The 20,066-nt window shown below is 71.9% G+C and carries 21 protein-coding genes; 18 read left to right on the top strand and 3 right to left on the bottom strand.

Features of this window, described 5'->3' with window-relative positions; genetic code table 11:
- Positions 1–12: 12 nt before the first annotated feature.
- The 14 genes from ACWGDE_RS02195 (at position 13) to ACWGDE_RS02130 (ending at position 13,227) form a co-directional block, all read left to right on the top strand.
- Entirely contained in the window at positions 13–858 is an 846-nt protein-coding gene (locus ACWGDE_RS02195) for a hypothetical protein (protein ID WP_453387046.1), read from the top strand.
- Positions 855–2,162: a CpaF family protein gene (locus tag ACWGDE_RS02190; protein WP_453387045.1), complete on the top strand. Its 1,308-nt coding sequence runs from the start codon at positions 855–857 to the stop codon at positions 2,160–2,162. Before ACWGDE_RS02195 ends, ACWGDE_RS02190 begins: the two co-directional genes overlap by 4 nt.
- A gap of 7 nt (positions 2,163–2,169) precedes the next feature.
- A complete protein-coding gene (locus tag ACWGDE_RS02185; protein ID WP_453387044.1) occupies positions 2,170–3,111 on the top strand; it encodes a type II secretion system F family protein in 942 nt (313 codons plus the stop codon).
- Positions 3,108–4,046, top strand: a complete 939-nt coding sequence (locus tag ACWGDE_RS02180; protein ID WP_453387043.1) for a type II secretion system F family protein — start codon at positions 3,108–3,110, stop codon at positions 4,044–4,046. The genes ACWGDE_RS02185 and ACWGDE_RS02180 overlap by 4 nt, the downstream gene beginning before the upstream one ends.
- Positions 4,047–4,095: 49 nt before the next feature.
- Positions 4,096–4,341, top strand: a complete 246-nt coding sequence (locus ACWGDE_RS02175) for a hypothetical protein (protein ID WP_453387042.1) — start codon at positions 4,096–4,098, stop codon at positions 4,339–4,341.
- 104 nt (positions 4,342–4,445) lie between these two features.
- Complete coding sequence (locus ACWGDE_RS02170) at positions 4,446–4,823, top strand: TadE family protein (RefSeq protein ID WP_453387079.1); 378 nt, start codon at positions 4,446–4,448, stop codon at positions 4,821–4,823.
- Positions 4,824–4,836: 13 nt separating this feature from the next.
- Entirely contained in the window at positions 4,837–5,289 is a 453-nt protein-coding gene (locus ACWGDE_RS02165) for a TadE family protein (RefSeq protein ID WP_453387041.1), read from the top strand.
- A complete protein-coding gene (locus ACWGDE_RS02160; protein ID WP_453387040.1) occupies positions 5,286–5,750 on the top strand; it encodes a pilus assembly protein TadG-related protein in 465 nt (154 codons plus the stop codon). The genes ACWGDE_RS02165 and ACWGDE_RS02160 overlap by 4 nt, the downstream gene beginning before the upstream one ends.
- Before the next feature lie 52 nt (positions 5,751–5,802).
- The gene (locus ACWGDE_RS02155) at positions 5,803–8,787 is read left to right on the top strand and encodes a BTAD domain-containing putative transcriptional regulator (RefSeq protein WP_453387039.1); all 2,985 of its coding nucleotides are present in this window, start codon (positions 5,803–5,805) and stop codon (positions 8,785–8,787) included.
- A 2-nt stretch (positions 8,788–8,789) separates the two neighbouring features.
- Positions 8,790–9,536: a prepilin peptidase gene (locus ACWGDE_RS02150; RefSeq protein ID WP_453387038.1), complete on the top strand. Its 747-nt coding sequence runs from the start codon at positions 8,790–8,792 to the stop codon at positions 9,534–9,536.
- A 106-nt stretch (positions 9,537–9,642) separates the two neighbouring features.
- Positions 9,643–10,842 carry a cyclic dehypoxanthinyl futalosine synthase gene (gene mqnC / locus ACWGDE_RS02145; protein WP_453387037.1) on the top strand — a complete coding sequence of 400 codons (1,200 nt, stop codon included), beginning with the start codon at positions 9,643–9,645 and terminating at the stop codon, positions 10,840–10,842.
- A 7-nt stretch (positions 10,843–10,849) separates the two neighbouring features.
- A complete protein-coding gene (locus ACWGDE_RS02140) occupies positions 10,850–11,503 on the top strand; it encodes an imidazolonepropionase-like domain-containing protein (RefSeq protein ID WP_453387036.1) in 654 nt (217 codons plus the stop codon).
- Positions 11,504–11,616: 113 nt separating this feature from the next.
- Positions 11,617–12,309 (top strand): demethylmenaquinone methyltransferase, encoded by a 693-nt coding sequence (locus ACWGDE_RS02135; RefSeq protein ID WP_453387035.1) that lies wholly within the window; start codon positions 11,617–11,619, stop codon positions 12,307–12,309.
- Positions 12,310–12,315: 6 nt separating this feature from the next.
- The gene (locus ACWGDE_RS02130; protein ID WP_453387034.1) at positions 12,316–13,227 is read left to right on the top strand and encodes a glutaminase; all 912 of its coding nucleotides are present in this window, start codon (positions 12,316–12,318) and stop codon (positions 13,225–13,227) included.
- Positions 13,228–13,590: 363 nt separating this feature from the next.
- Here the strand turns inward: ACWGDE_RS02130 and ACWGDE_RS02125 are convergent, their stop codons facing one another.
- Positions 13,591–14,121, bottom strand: coding sequence for a GNAT family N-acetyltransferase (locus tag ACWGDE_RS02125; RefSeq protein ID WP_453387033.1), 531 nt, complete (start codon positions 14,119–14,121; stop codon positions 13,591–13,593).
- Between the two features lie 97 nt (positions 14,122–14,218).
- On the opposite strand from ACWGDE_RS02125, the gene ACWGDE_RS02120 reads away from it, so the two are divergent.
- Entirely contained in the window at positions 14,219–15,502 is a 1,284-nt protein-coding gene (locus ACWGDE_RS02120) for a geranylgeranyl reductase family protein (protein ID WP_453387032.1), read from the top strand.
- A gap of 16 nt (positions 15,503–15,518) precedes the next feature.
- Here ACWGDE_RS02120 and ACWGDE_RS02115 read toward each other — a convergent pair whose 3' ends face one another.
- Entirely contained in the window at positions 15,519–15,899 is a 381-nt protein-coding gene (locus ACWGDE_RS02115) for a hypothetical protein (protein ID WP_453387031.1), read from the bottom strand.
- Positions 15,900–16,355: 456 nt separating this feature from the next.
- On the opposite strand from ACWGDE_RS02115, the gene ACWGDE_RS02110 reads away from it, so the two are divergent.
- Positions 16,356–16,766, top strand: coding sequence for a hypothetical protein (locus tag ACWGDE_RS02110; RefSeq protein ID WP_453387030.1), 411 nt, complete (start codon positions 16,356–16,358; stop codon positions 16,764–16,766).
- A 30-nt stretch (positions 16,767–16,796) separates the two neighbouring features.
- Positions 16,797–17,777 carry a hypothetical protein gene (locus ACWGDE_RS02105; RefSeq protein ID WP_453387029.1) on the top strand — a complete coding sequence of 327 codons (981 nt, stop codon included), beginning with the start codon at positions 16,797–16,799 and terminating at the stop codon, positions 17,775–17,777.
- 271 nt (positions 17,778–18,048) lie between these two features.
- On the opposite strand, the gene ACWGDE_RS02100 is transcribed toward ACWGDE_RS02105, so the two are convergent.
- Positions 18,049–18,891, bottom strand: a complete 843-nt coding sequence (locus tag ACWGDE_RS02100) for a C40 family peptidase (protein ID WP_453387028.1) — start codon at positions 18,889–18,891, stop codon at positions 18,049–18,051.
- Between the two features lie 814 nt (positions 18,892–19,705).
- Here ACWGDE_RS02100 and ACWGDE_RS02095 point away from each other — a divergent pair.
- Entirely contained in the window at positions 19,706–20,065 is a 360-nt protein-coding gene (locus ACWGDE_RS02095) for an NADH-quinone oxidoreductase subunit A (RefSeq protein ID WP_030010013.1), read from the top strand.
- The last annotated feature ends 1 nt before the right edge of the window (position 20,066 follow it).

The raw sequence follows: 20,066 nt of genomic DNA, 5'->3' as shown, positions 1-20,066 counted from the left end.
AAGCAGAACGAAATGGCGCTCATCGCACTCGCCGCCGACAAGGGGGCACCCGGTGTGACCACCGCGGCGGTCGCTCTCGCGGCCGTCTGGCCGCGGCGCACCCTCCTCGCGGAGGCGGACCCCGCCGGCGGCGACCTCGTCTACCGCGGCGCCGCCTCGCACGGCGGTCCGCTCAACCCCAACACCGGCATGCTGTCGATCGCCGCGACGGCGCGTCGCGGCCTCGCCCCGGAACAGCTCTGGGACCACGCCCAGACGATGTCCGGCGGGCTCGACGTGCTCGTCGGCATCGGTTCGTCCGAGCAGTCCGCCGGCCTCGTCGGCCAGTGGCCGCTGCTCGGCCGGGCGTTCGCCTCGCTCGCCGAGTCCCCGCACGCGCCCGCCGACGTCATCGCCGACTGCGGCCGGATCGGCGGGGACGGCCCCGCGCTGGAGCTCTTCGCGCACGCCAGCCTCGTGCTGCTCGTCGGCCGTACGCAGCCCGAGAGCATCGCCCGGGTACGGGACAGGGCGCTCGCGCTGTCCGCCCGGCTGCACGGTTCCCAGCGCGGTGCCGGACAGCTCGGCACCCCGCTGATCGGCGTGCTGCTGGTGACCGACCCCAAGGACTCCTCCAAGGTGGTCGGGCAGGTCAACGACATGCTGGTCGCCTCGCACTCGGGCGTCCGCGTCGTCGGCTCGCTCGCGTACGACCCCCAGGGCGCCGACCAGTTGGCCGGGCGCCGACGGGGACGGCTGGACAAGTCCCTGCTGATCCGCTCCGCCCGGCAGGTCTCCTTCGACCTGAACCAGCAGTACGGCTCCGTGTGGACCGCTCCCACCGGCCCGTCGGGTGCCGTACCGGGTGCGGCCCGATGAGCGCGGTGGACCATCAGCTCGTCAAGCGCTTCCGGCAGGAGGCCGGCGACCGGATCGCCGAGCAGCGCCGCGTGGACCAGCTGTCGGGCCTCATGCAGATGTCCGGGGAGGACGAGCGGCAGTACGCCCGCGCCGTCATCGCCCAGATCCTGGAGGAGTACGCCCGCGGCGAGATCAACGCGGGCCGCACCCCCTTCGACGCCGAGACCGAGGAGCAGTTCGCCTCGGCCGTCCACGCCGCGCTCTTCGGCGTCGGCCGGCTCCAGCCGCTGCTCGACAACCCCGAAGTCGAGAACATCGACATCAACGGCTGCGACCAGGTGTTCGTCGGGTACGCGAACGGCAGCGAGGTCCGGGCCGACCCGGTGGCCGAGACCGACGAGGAGCTCATCGAGCTGATCCAGGTCCTCGGCGCCTACTCGGGCCTGTCCTCCCGCCCCTTCGACTCCGCCAACCCGCAGCTCGACCTGCGACTGCCCGACGGCTCCCGTCTGTCGGCGGTCATGGACGTGACCCGACGGCCGTCGCTGTCGATCCGTCGCGCCCGCATGGGCAAGGTCTTCATGTCGGACCTGGTGGGCAACGGAACCCTCACCCCGGAGCTCGGCCACTTCCTGTCCTGCGCGGTCCGCGCCCGCAAGAACATCATGATCGCCGGGGCGACCAACGCCGGTAAGACGACGCTGCTGCGCGCGCTCGCCAACGAGATCCCGCCGCACGAACGCCTGATCACGGTGGAGCGTGCCCTGGAGCTCGGTCTCGACACGTTCGCGGAACTGCACCCCAACGTCGTGGCCTTCGAGGAGCGCCTGCCCAACTCCGAGGGCCAGGGCGCCATCATGATGTCCGAGCTGGTGCGCCGCTCGCTGCGCATGAACCCCTCCCGGGTCATCGTCGGCGAGGTCCTCGGCGACGAGATCGTCACCATGCTCAACGCCATGTCGCAGGGCAACGACGGCTCGCTCTCCACGATCCACGCCAACAGCTCCAGCGAGGTCTTCAGCCGCATCTCCACGTACGCGCTGCAGGCCGCCGAACGGCTGCCCATCGAGGCCAGCCAGATGCTGGTCGCGGGAGCCATCAACTTCGTGGTCTTCGTCGAGCGCCGCAACGCCTTCCAGAGCGGCGGAAGGCTCCGCCGCGTCGTCACCTCCGTACGCGAGGTGAACGGGGTCGACGGCCGCGTGCTCTCCAGCGAGGTCTTCGCGGAGACCAGCGACGGCCGGGTCATCCCGCACGCCCCGATCTCCTGCATCGAGGAGCTCGTTCCCTTCGGCTACCGACCCAGCGGATCCTGGGGGTGAGGCGGACATGAACGGCATCACCTCCATGGGCGGCCTCTTCTCGCTGCCCGTCCTGTACGCGCTGGTGTGCGGCCTCGTGGTCGGTGGCGGGCTCGCCCTGCTCACGGCCGCGATCCGCGGTCTGCCCGTCAAACCGGAGCACGAGCGGGCCAATTCGCGCGAGCGCCTCGCCGAGCTGGCCCGGTTCGCCGGCCAGCGGGGTTCCCTCGCGATCGGTACCGGGCTCGTCATCCTGCTGCTGACCCGGTGGGCAGTGGCCGGCATCGCCACCGGCGTGCTCGTGTTCTTCTGGGAGCGCCTCTTCGGCGGCGCCGCCGAGGAACGGTCCGCGATGCGCCGCGTCGAGGCCCTCGCGGCCTGGACCGAGTCGCTGCGCGACACCATCGCCGGCGCGGTCGGTCTGGAGCAGGCCATCCCCGCCTCGGCACGCGCCGCGGCTCCGGCCCTGCGGCCCCACCTGGAGACGCTGGTCGACCGGCTGCGGGCCCGTATGCCGCTCCCGGACGCGCTGCAGCACCTCGCCGACGAGATCGACGACGCTTCCGCCGACATCATCGTCGCCGCGCTGATCCTCAACGCCCGGCTGCGCGGCCCCGGTCTGCGGCAGGTACTGGGCGCGCTGGCCAAGTCCGCGCGCGAGGAGGTCGACATGCGCCAGCGCGTGATGGCCCAGCGCTCCAGCACCCGGCGCAGCGTGCAGATCGTCGTCGGCGTCAGCGTGGCCTTCGTCATCGGCCTGTCGGTCTTCAACCCGGACTTCGTGTCCCCGTACAACTCGCCGATCGGCCAGGTCGTACTGGCCTGCGTGTGCGGCCTCTTCGCCCTGGGCTTCTGGTGGCTGCGCAAGCTGTCCACCATCGAGACGCCCGAGCGCTTCCTGGTCCGCGACGCCCAGCCGGTGCGCTTCGCGCAGCCCCCGTCCGAACACGAGGAGGTCGGTCAGAGGTGAACCTCACCCTTCCGATCGTGATCGGGGCGATCCTCGGTCTCGGCGTCTACGCACTCTTCCGGGCCCTGGTGCCCTCCAAGAGCGGTGCGGTGGCGACCGTGGCCCGGATCGACGCGATGCGGGCCCGCGGAGCCCTGTACGAGTCGCCCGGGCGTCTGGCTCCGCAGGAGGCGGACTCCGGCCGGCTCGGCGGTCTCCGCGCCGGCATCGGCGTCCGGGTCGCCGACTTCTACCGGCAGCAGGGCTGGGAACAGCACTCCCTGCGCGCCGACCTGAACGTCCTGGAGCGCAGCTGGGAGAACTTCCTGGCCACGAAGATGCTGCTGGGCGTGGTGGGCCTCTTCTTCGGCCCGTTCCTCTTCGCGATCGTCTGGACCCTCAGCCTCGCCAGCGGACCGGTCATCCCGTTCTGGATGGCGCTGGTCTGCGGCGGCCTCTTCTTCTTCCTCCCCGACCTCGAGGTACGACGGGACGCGGCGGAGAAGCGCCGTGACCTGCGGCGCGTCATCGGCGCCTACCTCGACCTGGTCGCGATGAACCTCGCGGGCGGCCGCGGCCTGCCCGAGGCGCTCATGGCCGCCGCCGAGGTCAGTGACGGCTGGGCCCTGCGGCGCATCCGCAACACCCTCGCGGACGCCCGGATCACCGGCACCAGCCAGTGGCAGGCGCTCGGCATGCTCGGCCAGGAACTGGGCGTGGAGGAGCTGAAGGACCTGGCGAGCGCGCTCGCCCTCGTCGCCGAGGACGGCGCGAAGGTGCGCGAGTCCCTGGCCTCCCGTGCCGAAACGATGCGCCACCGCGAGATGGCCGAGATCGAGGGCAGCGCGGGCGAGAAGTCCCAGTCGATGCTCGTGGCCCAGCTCCTGCTCTGCGCGGGCTTCCTGGTCTTCCTGATCTATCCGGCGGCGATGCGGGTGTTCCAGGGCGCCATCTGACCCTCTCGTCCCCCTTCCGTTTCTCCAATCCTCTGAGAGGACAACCACTATGAACAGGTTCCTTACCAGTCACCCCGCTGTCGATTTCCTGGTCACCTTTCTGCAGGGCCGGGTCCAGCGCGCCCGCTCCGGGGAGCTGGACCGCGGCGCGTCGGCCGTCGAGTGGGTGATCATCTCCGCGGTCGTCGTGGCGATCGTCGGGGTGGTCGCGGCGATCATCAACACCGCCCTCAACACGGGCGCCAACAAGGTCGGCACCTGCATCACGGGCGCCACCAACTCCAAGACCTGCTAGGAGCAGTTCTTTCCGTGACCGACGCCGTGAACCACTGCGCCGCCCGACTGCGCGGCGCCGTACGCCGCCGGGTGGAGGCCGCCTCCACCCGGGGCGACTCCGGCATGTCCGCGATCGAGTTCGTCTTCCTCACACCGCTGCTGTTCTTCATGATCTTCGCGGCGGTCCAGTTCGCCATGTACTCGTTCGCGGACCAGGTGGCGCAGGCAGCGGCGCAGGCGGGTGCCCGCGAGGGGCGGGCCTCGGCGAACGCCAACCCGGGCGGCTGGCAGGCCAGGGCGCGCGACAGCGTGGACAGCTACATCCAGCAGCTCGGCCCGCAGCTGGTGCTCAGCCCGGTCGTGGTGACCGAACGGCCGACGCCGGACACGGTGCGCGTCGAGATCACGGCCCGGGCGCCGAGCATCGTGCCCGGGCTCGAGCTGACCATCCGCGCGCAGTCGAGCGGGCCGGTCGAGCGTTTCGTGCAGGACGGGGGGTGACGGTCCGTTGACCATGCGGACAGAGCAAGCAGAACAAGCAGAACAAGCAGAACAAGGCGCAGGTGAGCGCGAGGCCGGCGATCGGGGGATCTCCACCGTCGAGGTGGTCATCATCGCCCCCGTCTTCTTCCTCTTCATCCTGGTCCTCGTCGCCTTCGGTCAACTGGCGAACGGGCGCGGGGCGGTCGACGGCGCCGCGCGCGACGCGGCCCGGGCCGGCTCCATCCAGCGGAACCAGAACACCGCGATGGCCGAGGCCCGCCGGGCGGCGGAAGCCGACCTGAACGACGTCTGCTCGGGCCCGGTGACGGTGACGAAGACCAGCGCGGGGTTCGAACCCGGCGGGTTCTTCACGGTGGAGGTCGCCTGCCAGGTACGCGGCCTCGCCATGCTCGGCATCGACGTCCCGACCCGGATCAGCGGCAAGGCCACCTCGCCGCTCGACCCCTACCGGAGGGCGGCATGAGAAACCTCCTGGACGGGCTCCGGACCCGCCTCGCGGCACGCGGGGCGGAGCTGGACGACCGCGGCTCCGGCGCGGGCGCCCTGATCATCTTCAGCATCCTCTTCCTGGCCCTGGCCGCCTTCGTCGTCGACGGCGGCATGGCGATCTCCCAGCGGGAGCGGGCAGCCGACGTGGCCGAGCAGGCCGCGCGGTACGCCGCGCAGGACATCGACCGTGCCGCCCTCTACGCGGGCACGGGCGGGGCCCCGATCAGGTTCCAGAACTGCGACGCCCGGGTGCGCGAGTTCACCCTGCAGGCGGAGATGTCGCTCGCCGACCGGATGGCGTCCAGCTGTGTCGAGGCCGACGCACAGCAGGTCAAGGTCGAGATCCAGCTCACCTACCGTCCGGTGCTCGGCCTGTACCACCGCGGGCCGGTCACGGTGCGCGGCAGAGCGATCGCCGCGTCGCTGACCGGATAATCCGTCCCCCACCCTTCCCGTCCCACCGCTCTCTCCACATCAGGAAGCCGCCATGGCCCGCAGCACCTCCCGTACGAGCGCCGCACCGAGACAGCGGCGGACCTTCGGCGACTTCGTCAAGGCGTTCCTCGCGTTCCTCGCACTGGCCGTGCTCGTGCTCGGCGTGCCCGTGGCGCTCGCCTCCGTGGTCGGCTGGCCGCTGCCGGACGAGGTCCCCTCGCTGGACATGCTCCGCCAGCAGATCACGGTCAACACCTTCATCGACGTACTGACCGTGGTCGTCTGGCTGGCCTGGGCGCAGTTCACCGCGTGCGTCCTCGTCGAGGTCAAGGCCGCCGTCTCCGGGTTCGGCATGCCGGCGCGCGTCCCCGCCGCCGGGGCGAGCCAGGCCCTGGCCCGGCAACTCGTCGCGGCCCTGCTGCTGGTGACCGCCGGAGCGGCGAGCTTCGCCCCCGGCCTCTCGCAGCTGGGCCAGCCCTTCGAGGACCAGCACCGGCCGGGAGTGGCGGCGTCCGCCGAGCAGACCCCCGGCCAGCAGGCACAGCAGGAGGCCCAGGACCGGGCCGCGGAACAGGCGGAGTCCGACCGGCAGGCGGCCGAGCAGGCGCGGGAGCAGGGGACGAAGTTCTACCGGATCCAGCCTCCCGAAGGCCGCCACCACGACTCCCTGTGGGAGATCTCCGAGCGGCACCTCGGCGACGGCCGGCGCTACTCCGAGATCTACGAGCTGAACAAGGACCGCGTCCAGCCGGACGGCGAGAAGCTCTCGAAGGCCAGCCTGATCCGGCCCGGCTGGATCATGGAGATGCCCGCCGACGCGTACGGCGGCGATCTCGTGGAGATGCCGGACGAGGCGCCGAAGGTGTCGGAGAAGGTCCGCGAGCAGATCGTGGAGTACTCCAAGAGCGGCGACCACGCGCAGGCCGCGGCCGACTCGACCGCGGGCGCCAAGGCCGGGGGCGGCGCGGCCGCCTCCACGGGCGCCCTGGACACGGACACCGCACAGCTCTTCCTGCCCCGGGACTGGACCAACCAGGACGAGTCCGACGCCATGGCCGAGGCCATCGCCGCGGCCGACGCGGCGGACGCGGCCTCCATCGCGGCCGGCCCCCAGGCGCAGGCGACCGACGCCGGCGACTCCTCCTTCGGCCTCCCCGAAGCCCTCCTCGCGTCCCCGCTGCTGGCCGCCGGACTGCTGGCCGCCCTCGGCCGCCGTCGCCGCAGCGCCCTGTGGCAGTCCGCGACGGGCACCCTCACGGGCCGCGGCGCCACCCCGCGGATCCCCACCGGCGAAGCCGCCAACGTGCAGGACGCGCTGTTCGTCGGCGCGGACCCCGATGCCGTACGCCGCCTCGACCGCTCCCTGCGCAGCCTGTCCGAGACGCTCACCGCGGCCTCCCGCCCGCTGCCGACCGTCTACGCGGCCTGGCTCGCCGGCGGCGAGATCCACCTCCAGCTCGGCGACGGGGAGGACGCCCCGCCCGCGCCGTGGCAGCTCGGCCAGGACCAGACGGTCTGGCGCCTCGACCAGGCGGCCGCCGAGGCCGCCCGGCCCGGCGACGGCGCGGCCCCCTACCCCGGGCTGGTCAGCGTGGGCACCCAGGGCGGGAACCGCCTGCTGCTGAACCTGGAGGCCGTACCCGGCGTGGTCGCCCTGACCGGCGCCCCCGAGGACCGGTCGGCGGTCATGTCCTCGATCGCAGCCGAACTCGCGACCAACGGCTGGTCCGACCGTCTGACCCTCACCCTCGTCGGCTTCGGCGAGGAGCTCACGTCCCTCGCACCCACCCGCGTGCACCACCTGCCCGGGATCGACGACCTGCTGCCGGTCATGGAGGCCGAGACCCGTCAGCGGGCCGGCGCCCTGGAAGCGGCGGGCCACGACTCCGTCCTCACCGGACGCACCGGCCACGCGCAGGACAACCGGTGGGCGCCGCACTTCGTGCTGCTCGCCGCCGAGCCGACCGAGGCCCAGGCCGCCCGGCTCGCCACCCTGGGCGCCGAAGCGGCCCGCCTCGGCATCGGCTACCTCCTCGCCACCCCGACGGCGAACCTTCCCGGCGCGGTCTGGGGGCTGGAGATCACCTCCGACGGCCGGCTGCTCGCCCCGGTACTGGGCCTCGAACTCCAGGCCCAGACGCTGCCCCAGGCACTGCACGAAGCCGTCGTACAGCTCTTCCGGGACGCCGACGGCGAGACCGGCCACGACCCGGACCCGGCCGCCCCGGCCTTCCTCGTCGACGTCACCGAACAGGGCCGCCCGGCGGTCTACGCCCGGATCATCGGGCCGGTCGAGCTCATCGGCCTCGCCGCCCCGGACCCCGACCGCGCCGCGCTGATGACCGAGGCGCTCGCCATGTGCCTGCTGCACCGCGAGGGAGTCAACCCGAGGGTGCTCGCCGCCGCGTTGTGGCCGCGGGGCGTGACCGACGACGTCCGTGACGCACTCTTCGACCGGCTGCGGGAGTGGCTCGGCACCGACCCGGACGGCAGCCCCAGGCTGCGCTCCGGCCAGGCCGGCCGGCTCACCCTGGCCCCGTCCGTCGTCTCCGACCTCGACGTGCTGCGGTCGCTGCACTACGAGGCGACGCAGGGCCGCGGAGCCCGCAACGCGACCGTGCGCGAGCGGATGCTCACCGACGCGCTGGGCCTCGTACGGGGAAACCTGCTCCCGGACCGGACCGCGGGGCGGTACGGGTGGCTCTCCCACGAGATCATCGACGCACAACTGCCCCTGCTCGTCACGGAGGTCGCCCTGACCCTTTCCGAGCACCAGCTCGCCCAGGGCCGGCCCGAGCAGGCCATCGGCGCGCTCTCCACCGCCATGACGCTGTCGCCCGGCGACGAGCGGCTGTGGAACGAGACGCTGCGGGCCACCCACGCCACCGGCGACACGGCACGCCTGACGGCGCTCGCCGCCTCCATGTCCGCGCGCGCCGCCGAACTCGGCGGCGGCCGCGGCCTGCCCCCGCGCACCGCGGCCCTCCTCGACGAGCTCCTGCCGACCTGGCGCGGCGACAGCGCGACGGCGGGCTGACGTTGAACGCCACGCAGGCCCTGGTCGTGGCCGGCGGCCTCGTGTGGGGCCTCGCCTGCGGCCTCCTCGTACCGCGCGCCGCCTACCGGCTCGCCGTCGAACGGGACACCGCGTGGCGTACGGAGTGCCCGGCCGGACACCCGCTGACGGGCCCGGCCGGGGGCTGGCTGGGGCGGGCCCTCTGCGCGCCGTGCGGCGGGGCCGAGGCGCGCTACCGGCCCGCGCTGCTGCCCGTACTCCTGACCGCGGCGGCCTGCGGGGCGCTCGCGGCGGCCGTCGGAGGCAGCCCCGAGCTGTTCCTGTGGCTGGTCCTGGTGCCGTTCGGCGTCCTGCTGGCCCTCGTCGACGCGGCCGTGTTCCGGCTGCCCGACGTGCTGACCCTGCCGCTCGCCGCGCTGACGGCGGCCGGCCTCGGCCTGGCCGCGCTCCTTCCCGGGGCGGCGGGCTCCTGGCCGACGGCCCTGCTCGGCGGTCTGGCCCTCGGCGGCTTCTACCTGACGCTCTTCCTGATCAACCCGCGCGGCATGGGGTTCGGGGACGTCAAGCTCGCGCTCGCGCTCGGCCAGGTCCTGGGCTGGTACGGCTGGCCCGTCCTGTTCCTCGGGACCTTCGCGGCCTTCCTCGCGGGCGCGGTCCACGGGCTCGTCCTGATCCTGCTGCGCCGCGCGGGCCGCAGCACCGCGATGCCCTTCGGCCCCTTCATGCTCGCCGGGGCACTGGCCGCGGTGGTGTACGCGGGCCTCGGTTGATCACGATCTCCAGGGGTGTCCGGGAAGTGGTCATCGCCCTGGCGTAGGCTGGATCGGTCCGGACCCTTGACACAGCCGAACGACACAGCCGAAAGGTGACGCACCGGTGACCGACCAGGCCGCTCTCCAGTCTGTCCTCGACCGAGCCGCCGCTGGGGGCCGGATCACCAAGGAAGAGGCGCTCGACCTCTACCGCCACGCTCCGCTGCACGCGCTCGGCCAGGCCGCCGACGCCGCGCGGCGCCTGCGCTACGCGGGTACCGAGCACATCGCGACGTACATCATCGAGCGCAACATCAACTACACCAACGTGTGTGTGACGGCGTGCAAGTTCTGCGCCTTCTACGCGGCCCCCAAGGACGCGAAGAAGGGCTGGTCCCGCGATCTCGAGGACATCCTGCGCCGCTGCGCGGAGACCGTCGAGCTGGGCGGCACGCAGATCATGTTCCAGGGCGGCCACCACCCGGACTACGGCGTCGAGTACTACGAAGAGCACTTCTCCGCCATCAAGCAGGCCTACCCGCAGCTGGTCATCCACTCCCTCGGCGCGTCCGAGGTCGAGCACATGGCCCGCATCTCGGGCGTCTCGGCGGAGGAGGCGATCCAGCGCATCCACGCCGCCGGCCTCGACTCCTTCGCGGGTGCCGGCGCCGAACTCCTGCCGGAGCGGCCGCGCAAGGCGATCGCCCCGCTGAAGGAGTCCGGCGAGCGCTGGCTGGAGATCATGGAGATCGCCCACAAGCTGGGCGTGGAGTCCACCTCCACCATGCTGATGGGCACCGGCGAGACCAACGCCGAGCGCATCGAGCACATCGCGATGATCCGGGACACCCAGGACCGTACGGGCGGCTTCCGCGCCTTCATCCCGTACACCTACCAGCCCGAGAACAACCACCTCAAGGGCCGCACCCAGGCGACGATCTTCGAGTACCTGCGCATGATCGCGATCGCGCGCCTGTTCCTCGACAACATCGCCCACATCCAGGGCTCCTGGCTCACCGTCGGCAAGGAGGCGGGCCAGCTCTCCCTGCACTACGGCGCCGACGACCTCGGCTCGATCATGCTCGAGGAGAACGTCGTCTCCTCGGCCGGTGCCAAGCACCGCTCCAACCGCCAGGAGATCATCGACCTGATCCGCAAGGCGGGCCGCACCCCGGCGCAGCGCGCGACGACGTACGAGCACCTGCTCGTGCACGACGACCCGGCGAACGACCCGGTCGACGAGCGCGTCGTCTCGCACATCTCCTCCACCGCCATCGAGGGCGGCACGGCCCACCCCGAGCTGAAGCTCATCTCCACGAACTGACGCGCCCGTGCTGACGATCCACACCGCAGAACTCCTCGTCACCGGCCTCACCGGCCCCGGATCCGCGCCGCTTCCCGGCGGCGCGGTCCTGGTCGACGGCGACCGCATCGCCGGGGTGGGCCCGTACGAGGAGATCGCCGCGGCCTGTCCGCACGCCCGGGTCCGCAGCTGGCCCGGCGTGCTGACCCCCGGGCTGCTGGTGCGCGGCGGCGACGAGCTGCTGGAGCGCACGTACTACCCGGACGACCCGTACGAGATCACCGAGCTCGGCGCCGATCCGATCAGCGGCGCCGAGGCGCTGGCCGACCTGAAGATGACCGAGGCCCGCTGGGGCAACAGCGCCCGGCGCGGCACGCAGAAGCTCCTCGCGCGCGGCGTGGTCGCGCTGACCGGCCGCATCACCGTCCCGTCCGTACGGACCGCGGTGGCCCGCTCAGGGCTCGCCATCCTGCCGCCCACCCCGTACGAGGGCCCCGCGAGCCTCGACCCGTTCGCCGGCCGGGACACGGCCGAGCAGGCCTTCCACGGAATCCTGGAGCCCGGCGCCCCGGCCCGCTTCGCGGCCTTCGCGGTGGCCGGCCCGGCGGAGCTCCTGGAGCAGGGCCCGACCAGCTGCGTGGCCACGGTCATCGGCGGGCGGCTGCTGCACCGCCGCCGCTGAGCGGACGGCGGGGACGGCCTGCGAGAATGGCAGGGCATCCGCGGAGCCCGCGCAACGCACCCGCACGACCGCGTACCGCACCCGCACCGAAGAGACCCGAGGGGCCAACGCCAGTGACCACCGCTTCCCTGGACAAGCAGCCGCACGAAGTCGCCTCCATGTTCGACGACGTGGCGGCGAACTACGACCTCACCAACGACGTCCTCTCCCTCGGGCAGGCCCGCCTGTGGCGCAAGGAGGTCGCCAAGGCGGTCGGTGCGCGCCCCGGGCACCTGGTCCTGGACCTGGCGGCCGGCACGGCCACCTCCTCGCTGCCGTTCGCCGCGACCGGCGCGTACGTGGTCCCCTGCGACTTCTCCCTCGGCATGCTCCGCGAGGGCAAGAAGCGCAACCCCTGGCTCCCGCTGACCGCCGGCGACGCGACGAAGCTCCCGTTCAAGGACGACGTCTTCGACACGGTCACCATCTCCTTCGGCCTGCGCAACGTCCAGGACACGATCGCCGCCCTGCGCGAGCTGTACCGGGTCACCAAGCCCGGCGGCCAGGTCGTGATCTGCGAGTTCTCGCAGCCCACCTGGGCCCCCTTCCGGACCGTGTACACCGAGTACCTGATGCGCGCGATGCCGCCGGTGGCCCGGGCTGTCTCCTCCAACCCGGACGCCTACGTGTACCTCGCCGACTCCATCCGCGCCTGGCCCGACCAGCCGGCGCTGGCCGCGCTGCTGCAGGAGGCCGGCTGGGCCAAGGTCGCCTGGCGCAACCTGAGCGGCGGCATCGTGGCCCTGCATCGCGGCACCAAGGGGTAGTTCCCCGTGGACTACCAGGCGCTGCTGGAACAGGTCGCGAAGGACATCGCCCCGCTGGTGGGCAGCGGGGCGCCCGCCGAGTACATCCCGGCGCTGGCGTCCGTGGACCCCCGGCAGTTCGGGATGGCCGTCGCGGACCTCGACGGCAACGTCTTCGGCGTGGGGGACTGGCGTACCCCCTTCTCCGCGCAGTCCATCACCAAGGTCTTCGCGCTGGCCCTCGCCCTCGCCGAGGGCGGCGACAGCCTGTGGGAGCGGGTGGGCCGGGAACCCTCCGGCAACCCCTTCAACTCCCTCGTGCAGCTGGAGTACGAGAACGGCATCCCGCGCAACCCCTTCATCAACGCGGGCGCGCTCGTCGTCACCGACCGGCTCCAGACGCTGACCGGCGACGCGAGCAGCGAACTCCTGCGCTTCCTGCGGGAGGAGAGCGGCAACCCGGACCTCTCCTTCGACGCGGACGTGGCCGCCTCCGAATCCGAACACGGCGACCGCAACGCGGCGCTCGCCCACTTCATGGCGAGCTACGGCAACCTGGACAACCCGGTGCCGGCGCTGCTGGAGCACTACTTCTGGCAGTGCTCGATCGAGATGTCCTGCGCGGACCTCGCGCGCGCCGGACGCTTCCTGGCCCGGCACGGGCTGCGGGCGGACGGCACGCGGCTGCTGACGCGCAGCGAGGCGAAGCAGATCAACGCGGTCATGCTGACGTGCGGGACGTACGACGCGGCGGGCGAGTTCGCCTACCGCGTCGGCCTGCCGGGCAAGAGCGGTGTGGGCGGGGGGATCGTGGCGGTGGTCCCCGGCGCGTGCACGCTGGCCGCGTGGAGCCCGGGCCTGGATCCCCAGGGCAACTCGGTCGCCGCGGTCGCCGCGTTGGACCGCTTCACCACCCTGACGGGCCTGTCGGTTTTTTGACGCGCCCCTCGCACGGCACGCCTCTTTGACGCGTCCCTCGCACGGCACGCCTCTTTGACGCGTCCCTCGCACCGCTCAGCGCCGGCGCGCTTCCCGGGCTTCGGGCCGCTGCGCCGAACTCCGTCCGGCGGGGGCCGGTCGGGGGCCGGTCGGGGGTGCCGCCACCGCCGTCCCGGCGGAGGCCCGGTGGGCGGGTGCGGCTGCCCGGCCCTGCGGGGGCAAGTCCCCTACCCGCCCTTCGCCCGTTCCCCGGGCTCCGCCCGGACCCGAAAGATCGCCTCAAACGCCGGCGGGGCTGGATCGTGGCCGGCGTCGGGCTGCACCCGCCGCGGCGGCCCGCCCGCCCCGCAGGGCAGTGGCGGGCTACTCGCCCCGCAGGGAAAGGGCGTAGCGGCGGCCGTGCCGGGTGCCGCTCGGGAGGAGGAACCGGTCCTCCAGGTCCATCCCCAGCCGCTCCGCCACCGCGATCGACCGGACGTTCGCGTCGTCGATCATCGCCACGACCCGTGCGAGCCCGGTCTCCCGGACCCGCTCCACCGTCGACAGCGCAGCGGCGTACGCGTACCCCTTGCCCCAGTGGCCGCGCCCCAGCCGCCAGCCGATCTCGATCTCCCCGACCGGCCCCCACGCCTTCTCCGCCGGCCACGGCTGCGCCCCGGTGAAGCCGAGCACCGTGCCCTCCTCGTCCAGCAGCGTCCACAGGCAGTAGCCGAGCTGCGCGTCGTGCATGCGCTGCCGCGCGGTGAACTCCTCGTACGCGGACAGCTCGGCCGGTCCGCCGAGGAACTCCATGACCTCGGGGTCGTCGAAGAGTCCGTGCCAGGCCCGCGCGTCCTCGTCGGTGGGCACGCGGAGCTGTACGGCGGGCAGTGGCCGGGTCGGCGAGGTGGTCATGAGGGCAGCCCTTCGGATCGTGATCTCTCTCGCTGCATAGACTGCACGTGTCTTGTGCCGTTGGGCACCCCTTATCGAGCCTTCGGGAGACCCCGCTGTGACCGAGCCCCTCTCCGAACACTCCGCGGACGTGATCGTCGTCGGGGCCGGGCCCGCCGGCTCGACCACCGCCTACTACCTGGCCAAAGCCGGACTCGACGTCCTGCTCCTGGAGAAGACGGCGTTCCCCCGCGAGAAGGTCTGCGGCGACGGCCTGACCCCGCGCGCCACCAAGCAGCTGGTGTCGATGGGCATCGACGTCTCCGAGGAAGCGGGCTGGCTCCGCAACAAGGGCCTCCGCATCATCGGCGGCGGTCAGCGCCTCCAGCTGGACTGGCCCGAGCTGGCCTCCTTCCCCGACTACGGACTCGTGCGCAAGCGCGACGACTTCGACGAGACGCTGGCCCGCCAGGCGCAGAAGGCGGGAGCCCGCCTCTACGAGCGCTGCAACGTAGGCGAGCCCGTCCGTGACCCCCGTACCGGCCACATCACGGGCGTGCAGGCCAAGCTCGGCGAGGAGAAGACCCCGGTCACCTTCAGCGCCCCGCTCGTCGTCGCGGCCGACGGCAACTCCTCGCGCCTCTCCCTGGCGATGGGCCTGCACCGTCGCGAGGACCGCCCGATGGGCGTGGCCGTGCGCACGTACTTCACCTCGCCCCGGCACGACGACGACTACCTGGAGTCGTGGCTGGAGCTGTGGGACCGGCGCGGGGCCGAGGACCGGCTGCTGCCCGGCTACGGCTGGATCTTCGGCATGGGCGACGGCACCTCCAACGTCGGCCTCGGCATCCTCAACTCCTCCTCCGCCTTCAAGGAGCTGGACTGGCGCGAGGTCCTCAAGGCCTGGTGCGCGTCCATGCCGGAGGACTGGGGCTACACCCCCGAGAACATGACACAGCCGATCCGCGGCGCGGCCCTGCCGATGGCCTTCAACCGGCAGCCGCACTACACCAAGGGCCTGCTGCTCGTCGGTGACGCGGGCGGTCTCGTCAACCCGTTCAACGGCGAGGGCATCGCCTACGCCATGGAGTCGGGCCAGATCGCCGCCGACGTCATCGTCCAGGCCCACTCCCGCGCCACCACCGCCCTGCGCGAACTGACCCTGCACAGCTACCCGAAGGTCCTCAAGGAGACCTACGGCGGCTACTACACGCTGGGCCGCGCCTTCGTGAAGCTCATCGGCAACCCGAAGGTCATGAAGATCGCCACCCAGCGCGGGCTGAGCCACCCGGTGCTGATGAAGTTCACCCTGAAGATGCTGGCCAACCTCACCGACCCGACGGGCGGCGACGCGATGGACCGGGTCATCAACGGCCTCTCGAAGGTGGCCCCCAAGGCCTGAGCCGGGGAGCTTTCGTTCAGGCGGGCCGGGCCGGGGGAACGTCTCCGGTCCGGCCCGTCTGGTCCTGCGGGGTGCCGTGCGTCGGTTCGTACGGGGCTTCGGGCGCGCCGTGGACCGTCCGGATGCAGCGCGTCAGGAGCACCAGGCCGCAGATCAGCAGGGCCCCCGAGGCCGTCCAGTCGAGGCCGAGGGTGATCGGGGAGCTGGGCTTGTGCCACGGGCGGGCCGTGGTCAGCAGCCAGCCGCCCAGTGCCAGCAGTCCGAGCCCGGCGGCGGCCCGGACGGCGGTCGGGTCGGCGGGGTCGGTGTGGGTGGCCGCGGGGTCGGCGGCGCGGCCACCGGGTGGACGGTCGCCGGCGCCGTGGCCGGGGGCTTCGTCGGACGGCCTGGTGATCACGGATCACCACCTCCTGGGGAGACTCGGGCGTGCTCGCCCCGGCCATCTTCGCAGGGCTCCGGCCGGTTCGGTACGAGCCGACCGGCAGGCGGGACAGACCCTTCCGCGCGTCCCAGCCCCTTCGTTCCACGCCCCGGTGTCGTCCGTGGGCGGTATTCCGGAATCCCGGACGACTTCCGGGTGTCCGTTCCGGGTCCGGGTGAAATCCCCGTACGAAAGGGCCGCGGAATTGGCGCGTCCGGATCGGGGCGCGGGCCCGCGAGGAGACCGGGCGAGGGTAGGCAGCCGGGCCAGAGGTGAGCAAGTTGGCTATGAGACAACTGTTTTGACGGTCCATCAGGCCAGAAACTGCTTGCTCACGGCCGGTGACGGACTGTTGAATTCCGGCCGGGCTGAATTCTCCGGCCGGGTTCCGCTGCACCATCCGCATTTCACCCGAAGGGCAAGGAATACGTGATGAAGAAGGCGCTCCTCAAGCTGGCGGTCGGCTGCGCCGCCACCCTTTCCGTCGGTTCCGTCCTCCTGGGCGCGGCCGGTCCTTCCGCCGCCTCGGCGCGGGACGGAAATCTGGAGGACCAGGAATTCGGGCTCTTCTACTACGCGGGCCGCACCGGTTGCGTCTTCGACCTGGTCACCGATGACCTGAACTTCGCCGACGACACCTTCCGGGGCTCCTGCTCCGGCAGCGGCGCGAGCGTGAACGACAACACCGAGGCCTACCGGAACCGCGACGTGTACGCCTGGAAGGTGGCCACGGACAGGGATCTGGGCGGCAACGTCGGGGAGATCCCCTCGAAGTACGAGGGCAACGCCTCCAGCACCTTCAAGAACCGGATCAGCTCGGCCAAGTACACCCTCCACCCCTGATCCCGGCCGCCGACGAAGGAGTCCCGCCCGATGCGCACCCGCACCCGCACCCGCACCCGTCTGCGCGTCTCCGCCCTCGCCGCCCTGCCGGCGGCCGTGCTCCTGGCCGGCTGCGGGGGCGGCGCCGGAGCGGCGGAGAGCGAACCGGAGCTCGGCCCGGTCGAGGTCAATCCGGCGACGGCCGCGCTGGTCCTGCCCATGGACGCGTACACGGACACCGAGGCCGAGTCGATCCGCATGGGTCAGGTGCAGCAACGGCTGCTCTCCCGCTGCATGGCCCGCTACGGGTTCGCGTACGAGGAGGTGCGGCCGGCCGACGGTGCTGCCGCCGGCGGCAGCGGCCCGGCGGACCGGCACCGCACCCTCTTCGGCGCGGCCGACCTCGCGTACGCGGCGGCCTACGGGTACGACCCGACGGGAGGTGCGGGTTCCCGAGCCAAACCGGCCGCCCCCGAGCTGAGCGACAGCGCGTACGTCGTCATGAACGGCGAGCAGCGGGGCTCGGCCGGCGGGCGGGCCCCCGACGCGATGACCGAGGAGGAGGCCGCGGGCGTGGAGAGCGGTCTGTCGGCCGGCGGTCAGAAGGTGCCGGCCGGCGGGTGCGGGCGGGAGGCCTACCGCAAGCTGTACGCGCCGACGAAGGACAGCGTGGACCTGCTCTTCACGTTCGGGCTGGCGGCGGAGGCCCACGACCGCTCCAAGAACGACTCGCGCGTCCTCGCCGTACTGGGGAAGTGGTCGGCGTGCATGGGCAGATCGGGCTACAGCGGGATCAAGACCCCGTACGACGTGATCGAGGAACTCGGCCTCCAAGGCGAACAGGGCGGCCCGCGGGCCGTCAACGCGGCCAAGGCCGACGTCGCCTGCAAGCAGGAGGTGAACCTCGTGGGGATCTGGGCCGCGGTCGAGAAGGCCTACCAGGAGCGGCTCGTCGAGCAGCACGCCGAGACCCTCGCCCGGTACAAGGCGCAGCGCGAGGCCCGCTTCAGGCTGGCGGCCACGATCAGCTGATGCCCCGACGGGCCCCGGCCGAGACCCCGACGGACCTCGGCCGGGCCCCGACAGGCGCCTCCAGGGCGCCCGTACGCCCCTCAGCGGCTCCGGGAGGCCCCGGGAAGCGCGGAAGCGCCGGAAGGCCGGTACTCGACCCCGAGCGGGGGAGTACCGGCCTTCAGCGCGTCACCGAGGGCGGCTCGGGACGCGAACGACAGTCACATCCGGGACGATCCGGGGGAATCCGGGGCGAAAACACGGCCCGAGGGCCGGGAACCCCGGAGACGGATCAGAGGATGCGGACGGCGCCGGTCGGCTTGTCGTAGCTCAGGGAGCGCTCGACGATGCCCGTGCTGGAGTTCTGCGCGCCGACGAACTTGCCGCCGCCCACGTAGATCGCGACGTGGTAGGCGCTGCCCTTGGAGCCCCAGTACAGGACGTCGCCCGGCTGCAGGGCGCTCAGCGACACCGAGGTGCCGGCCGAGGACTGCGCCTGGGACATGCGCGGCAGGCTGATGCCGGCCTGGCGGTACGCGGCCTGGACGAGGCCCGAGCAGTCGAACGAGGACGGGCCGGTGCCACCCATGACGTAGGCCTTGCCGACCTGCGCGCGGGCGAAGTTCACGATCGCGGCGGCGGAACCGGTCGCCGGGGCGGTGACGGTGCCCTCGCCCTGCGAGGAGCCCCCGGCGGAGGCGGACTTGCCTTCGAGCGAGGTGCGGGAGGCGCTGCGGCTGGCACGCTCGGCCTCGGCCTTGCGGTCCGCCTCCTCCTTCTCCTTCTGCTCGGCGTCGGCCTTCTGCTGGGCGTCGGCCTTGGCCTGCTTCGCCTCGGCGGCGGCGCCGGTGCGGGCGCTCTCCTCCAGGGCGTTGAGCTCGCCCTCGACGGCGGCGGCGCGGGTGTTCTCGGCGGCCTTGGTGACCGCGGAGGAGACCTCGGCGCTCAGGTCCAGGTTGAGGACCGGCATTTCGAGAGTGGTCTCGTGGACGGGCTCGGCGGAGGGGGTGGCGCTCGCCGTGCCGGCCATGGCCAGGGTGCTGAGGACGCCACCGGCAACTCCGGCGCGGACCGCGAGCTTCGAGGCGCTGCGGCGGGGCTTCCGGTGGCTGGGTATGTGAGCGGTAAGGGACATGGGTACAACCGCTATCAGGGCGTTGCGGTTCCCTTCAAGAAACGTGGTCTGCGCCACAGTTGTGCGCGAAGGGTGCTAACCGGGCGCGTCGGACTCCTTATTGACGCCGTAACGGGCCAATCGGACACCTCGCCGCAAGGCTGTGATCATGGGTTTTCCGCAATAAGTCCGAATTGATCCTTGGCCTACCATCCACCCGGACAGTTGGCCAAGCCCCCTTTCGCGGCCGCGAATCCGGAGTGGCACAGGTCACAGAAGTGTCACGCGATGCGGACGCTGTGCCCGGGCTGTGACCTGACCGTGAACTTGCCGCAGGGTCGGCGGCCGGATCGGGGTCGGCCCGGAGGCCGATCGGGATCGCGCCGCCGGCGCCGGCCGCCCCGACTTAGTGAACGCGTGCACGCGTCCACTCCCGTACGCGGGGCATCCCCCGGGCGGGCGATGCCGATCCCTTTATCACCACGGGCATCGTGTCGCCAATTTGCGTGCAGCGGCCACGGTTTGATAGTGCGGCAGGCCTTCCACCTGCATCTACATGGCCGGATGTCACCTTTGGTGATCATGTGGATGCTTCGCGTATGAAGATCACCACTCATCGGACTTCATGATCGTTCGTCAGGTGGTGGAGATCACAAACTCGTTGTTGTAACCCGTGTCGCAGATCACAGACGAGCAGGCATAAGATGCGCACCAGTCCGGCTTGTGAACTGCCTCACATGCAAGTGCTCGAACACAGCACGATCTTCGCGAGGCGGGGCGCTCGGCGCCGGCACAGCGGTCCAACGGTCAAGGACGACTGGAAGGAGCGAGGAGCGTGAATGCGTACGCGCCCATCCTCGTGCTCGGCGCCCTCGGCGCAGGGTTTGCGATCTTCTCCGTGGTCATGGCCACGCTGATCGGCCCAAAACGGTACAACCGGGCAAAACTTGAAGCTTACGAGTGCGGCATCGAGCCCACTCCCATGCCGGCCGGCGGCGGCCGCTTCCCCATCAAGTACTACCTGACGGCGATGCTCTTCATCGTCTTCGACATCGAGGTTGTCTTCCTCTACCCCTGGGCGGTCACCTTCGACTCGCTGGGGATCTTCGGGCTCGTCGAGATGCTCCTCTTCGTGCTCACCGTCTTCGTCGCCTACGCCTACGTGTGGCGCCGCGGCGGCCTGGAATGGGACTGAG

The sequence above is a fragment of the Streptomyces sp. NPDC054956 genome (genome assembly GCF_053609185.1).
This window is presented reverse-complemented; position numbering and strand designations above follow the sequence as displayed.

Excerpts from the sequence above, each read along its gene's own strand:
- ACWGDE_RS02100 (WP_453387028.1), bottom strand. The coding sequence starts at position 18,891 with ATGTCCCTTACCGCTCACATACCCAGCCACCGGAAGCCCCGCCGCAGC.
- ACWGDE_RS02110 (WP_453387030.1), top strand. The coding sequence starts at position 16,356 with ATGAAGAAGGCGCTCCTCAAGCTGGCGGTCGGCTGCGCCGCCACCCTT.
- ACWGDE_RS02190 (WP_453387045.1), top strand. The coding sequence starts at position 855 with ATGAGCGCGGTGGACCATCAGCTCGTCAAGCGCTTCCGGCAGGAGGCC.
- ACWGDE_RS02185 (WP_453387044.1), top strand. The coding sequence starts at position 2,170 with ATGAACGGCATCACCTCCATGGGCGGCCTCTTCTCGCTGCCCGTCCTG.
- ACWGDE_RS02160 (WP_453387040.1), top strand. The coding sequence starts at position 5,286 with ATGAGAAACCTCCTGGACGGGCTCCGGACCCGCCTCGCGGCACGCGGG.
- ACWGDE_RS02125 (WP_453387033.1), bottom strand. The coding sequence starts at position 14,121 with ATGACCACCTCGCCGACCCGGCCACTGCCCGCCGTACAGCTCCGCGTG.
- ACWGDE_RS02165 (WP_453387041.1), top strand. The coding sequence starts at position 4,837 with ATGCGGACAGAGCAAGCAGAACAAGCAGAACAAGCAGAACAAGGCGCA.
- ACWGDE_RS02155 (WP_453387039.1), top strand. The coding sequence starts at position 5,803 with ATGGCCCGCAGCACCTCCCGTACGAGCGCCGCACCGAGACAGCGGCGG.
- ACWGDE_RS02105 (WP_453387029.1), top strand. The coding sequence starts at position 16,797 with ATGCGCACCCGCACCCGCACCCGCACCCGTCTGCGCGTCTCCGCCCTC.
- ACWGDE_RS02175 (WP_453387042.1), top strand. The coding sequence starts at position 4,096 with ATGAACAGGTTCCTTACCAGTCACCCCGCTGTCGATTTCCTGGTCACC.
- ACWGDE_RS02195 (WP_453387046.1), top strand. The coding sequence starts at position 13 with ATGGCGCTCATCGCACTCGCCGCCGACAAGGGGGCACCCGGTGTGACC.
- ACWGDE_RS02170 (WP_453387079.1), top strand. The coding sequence starts at position 4,446 with ATGTCCGCGATCGAGTTCGTCTTCCTCACACCGCTGCTGTTCTTCATG.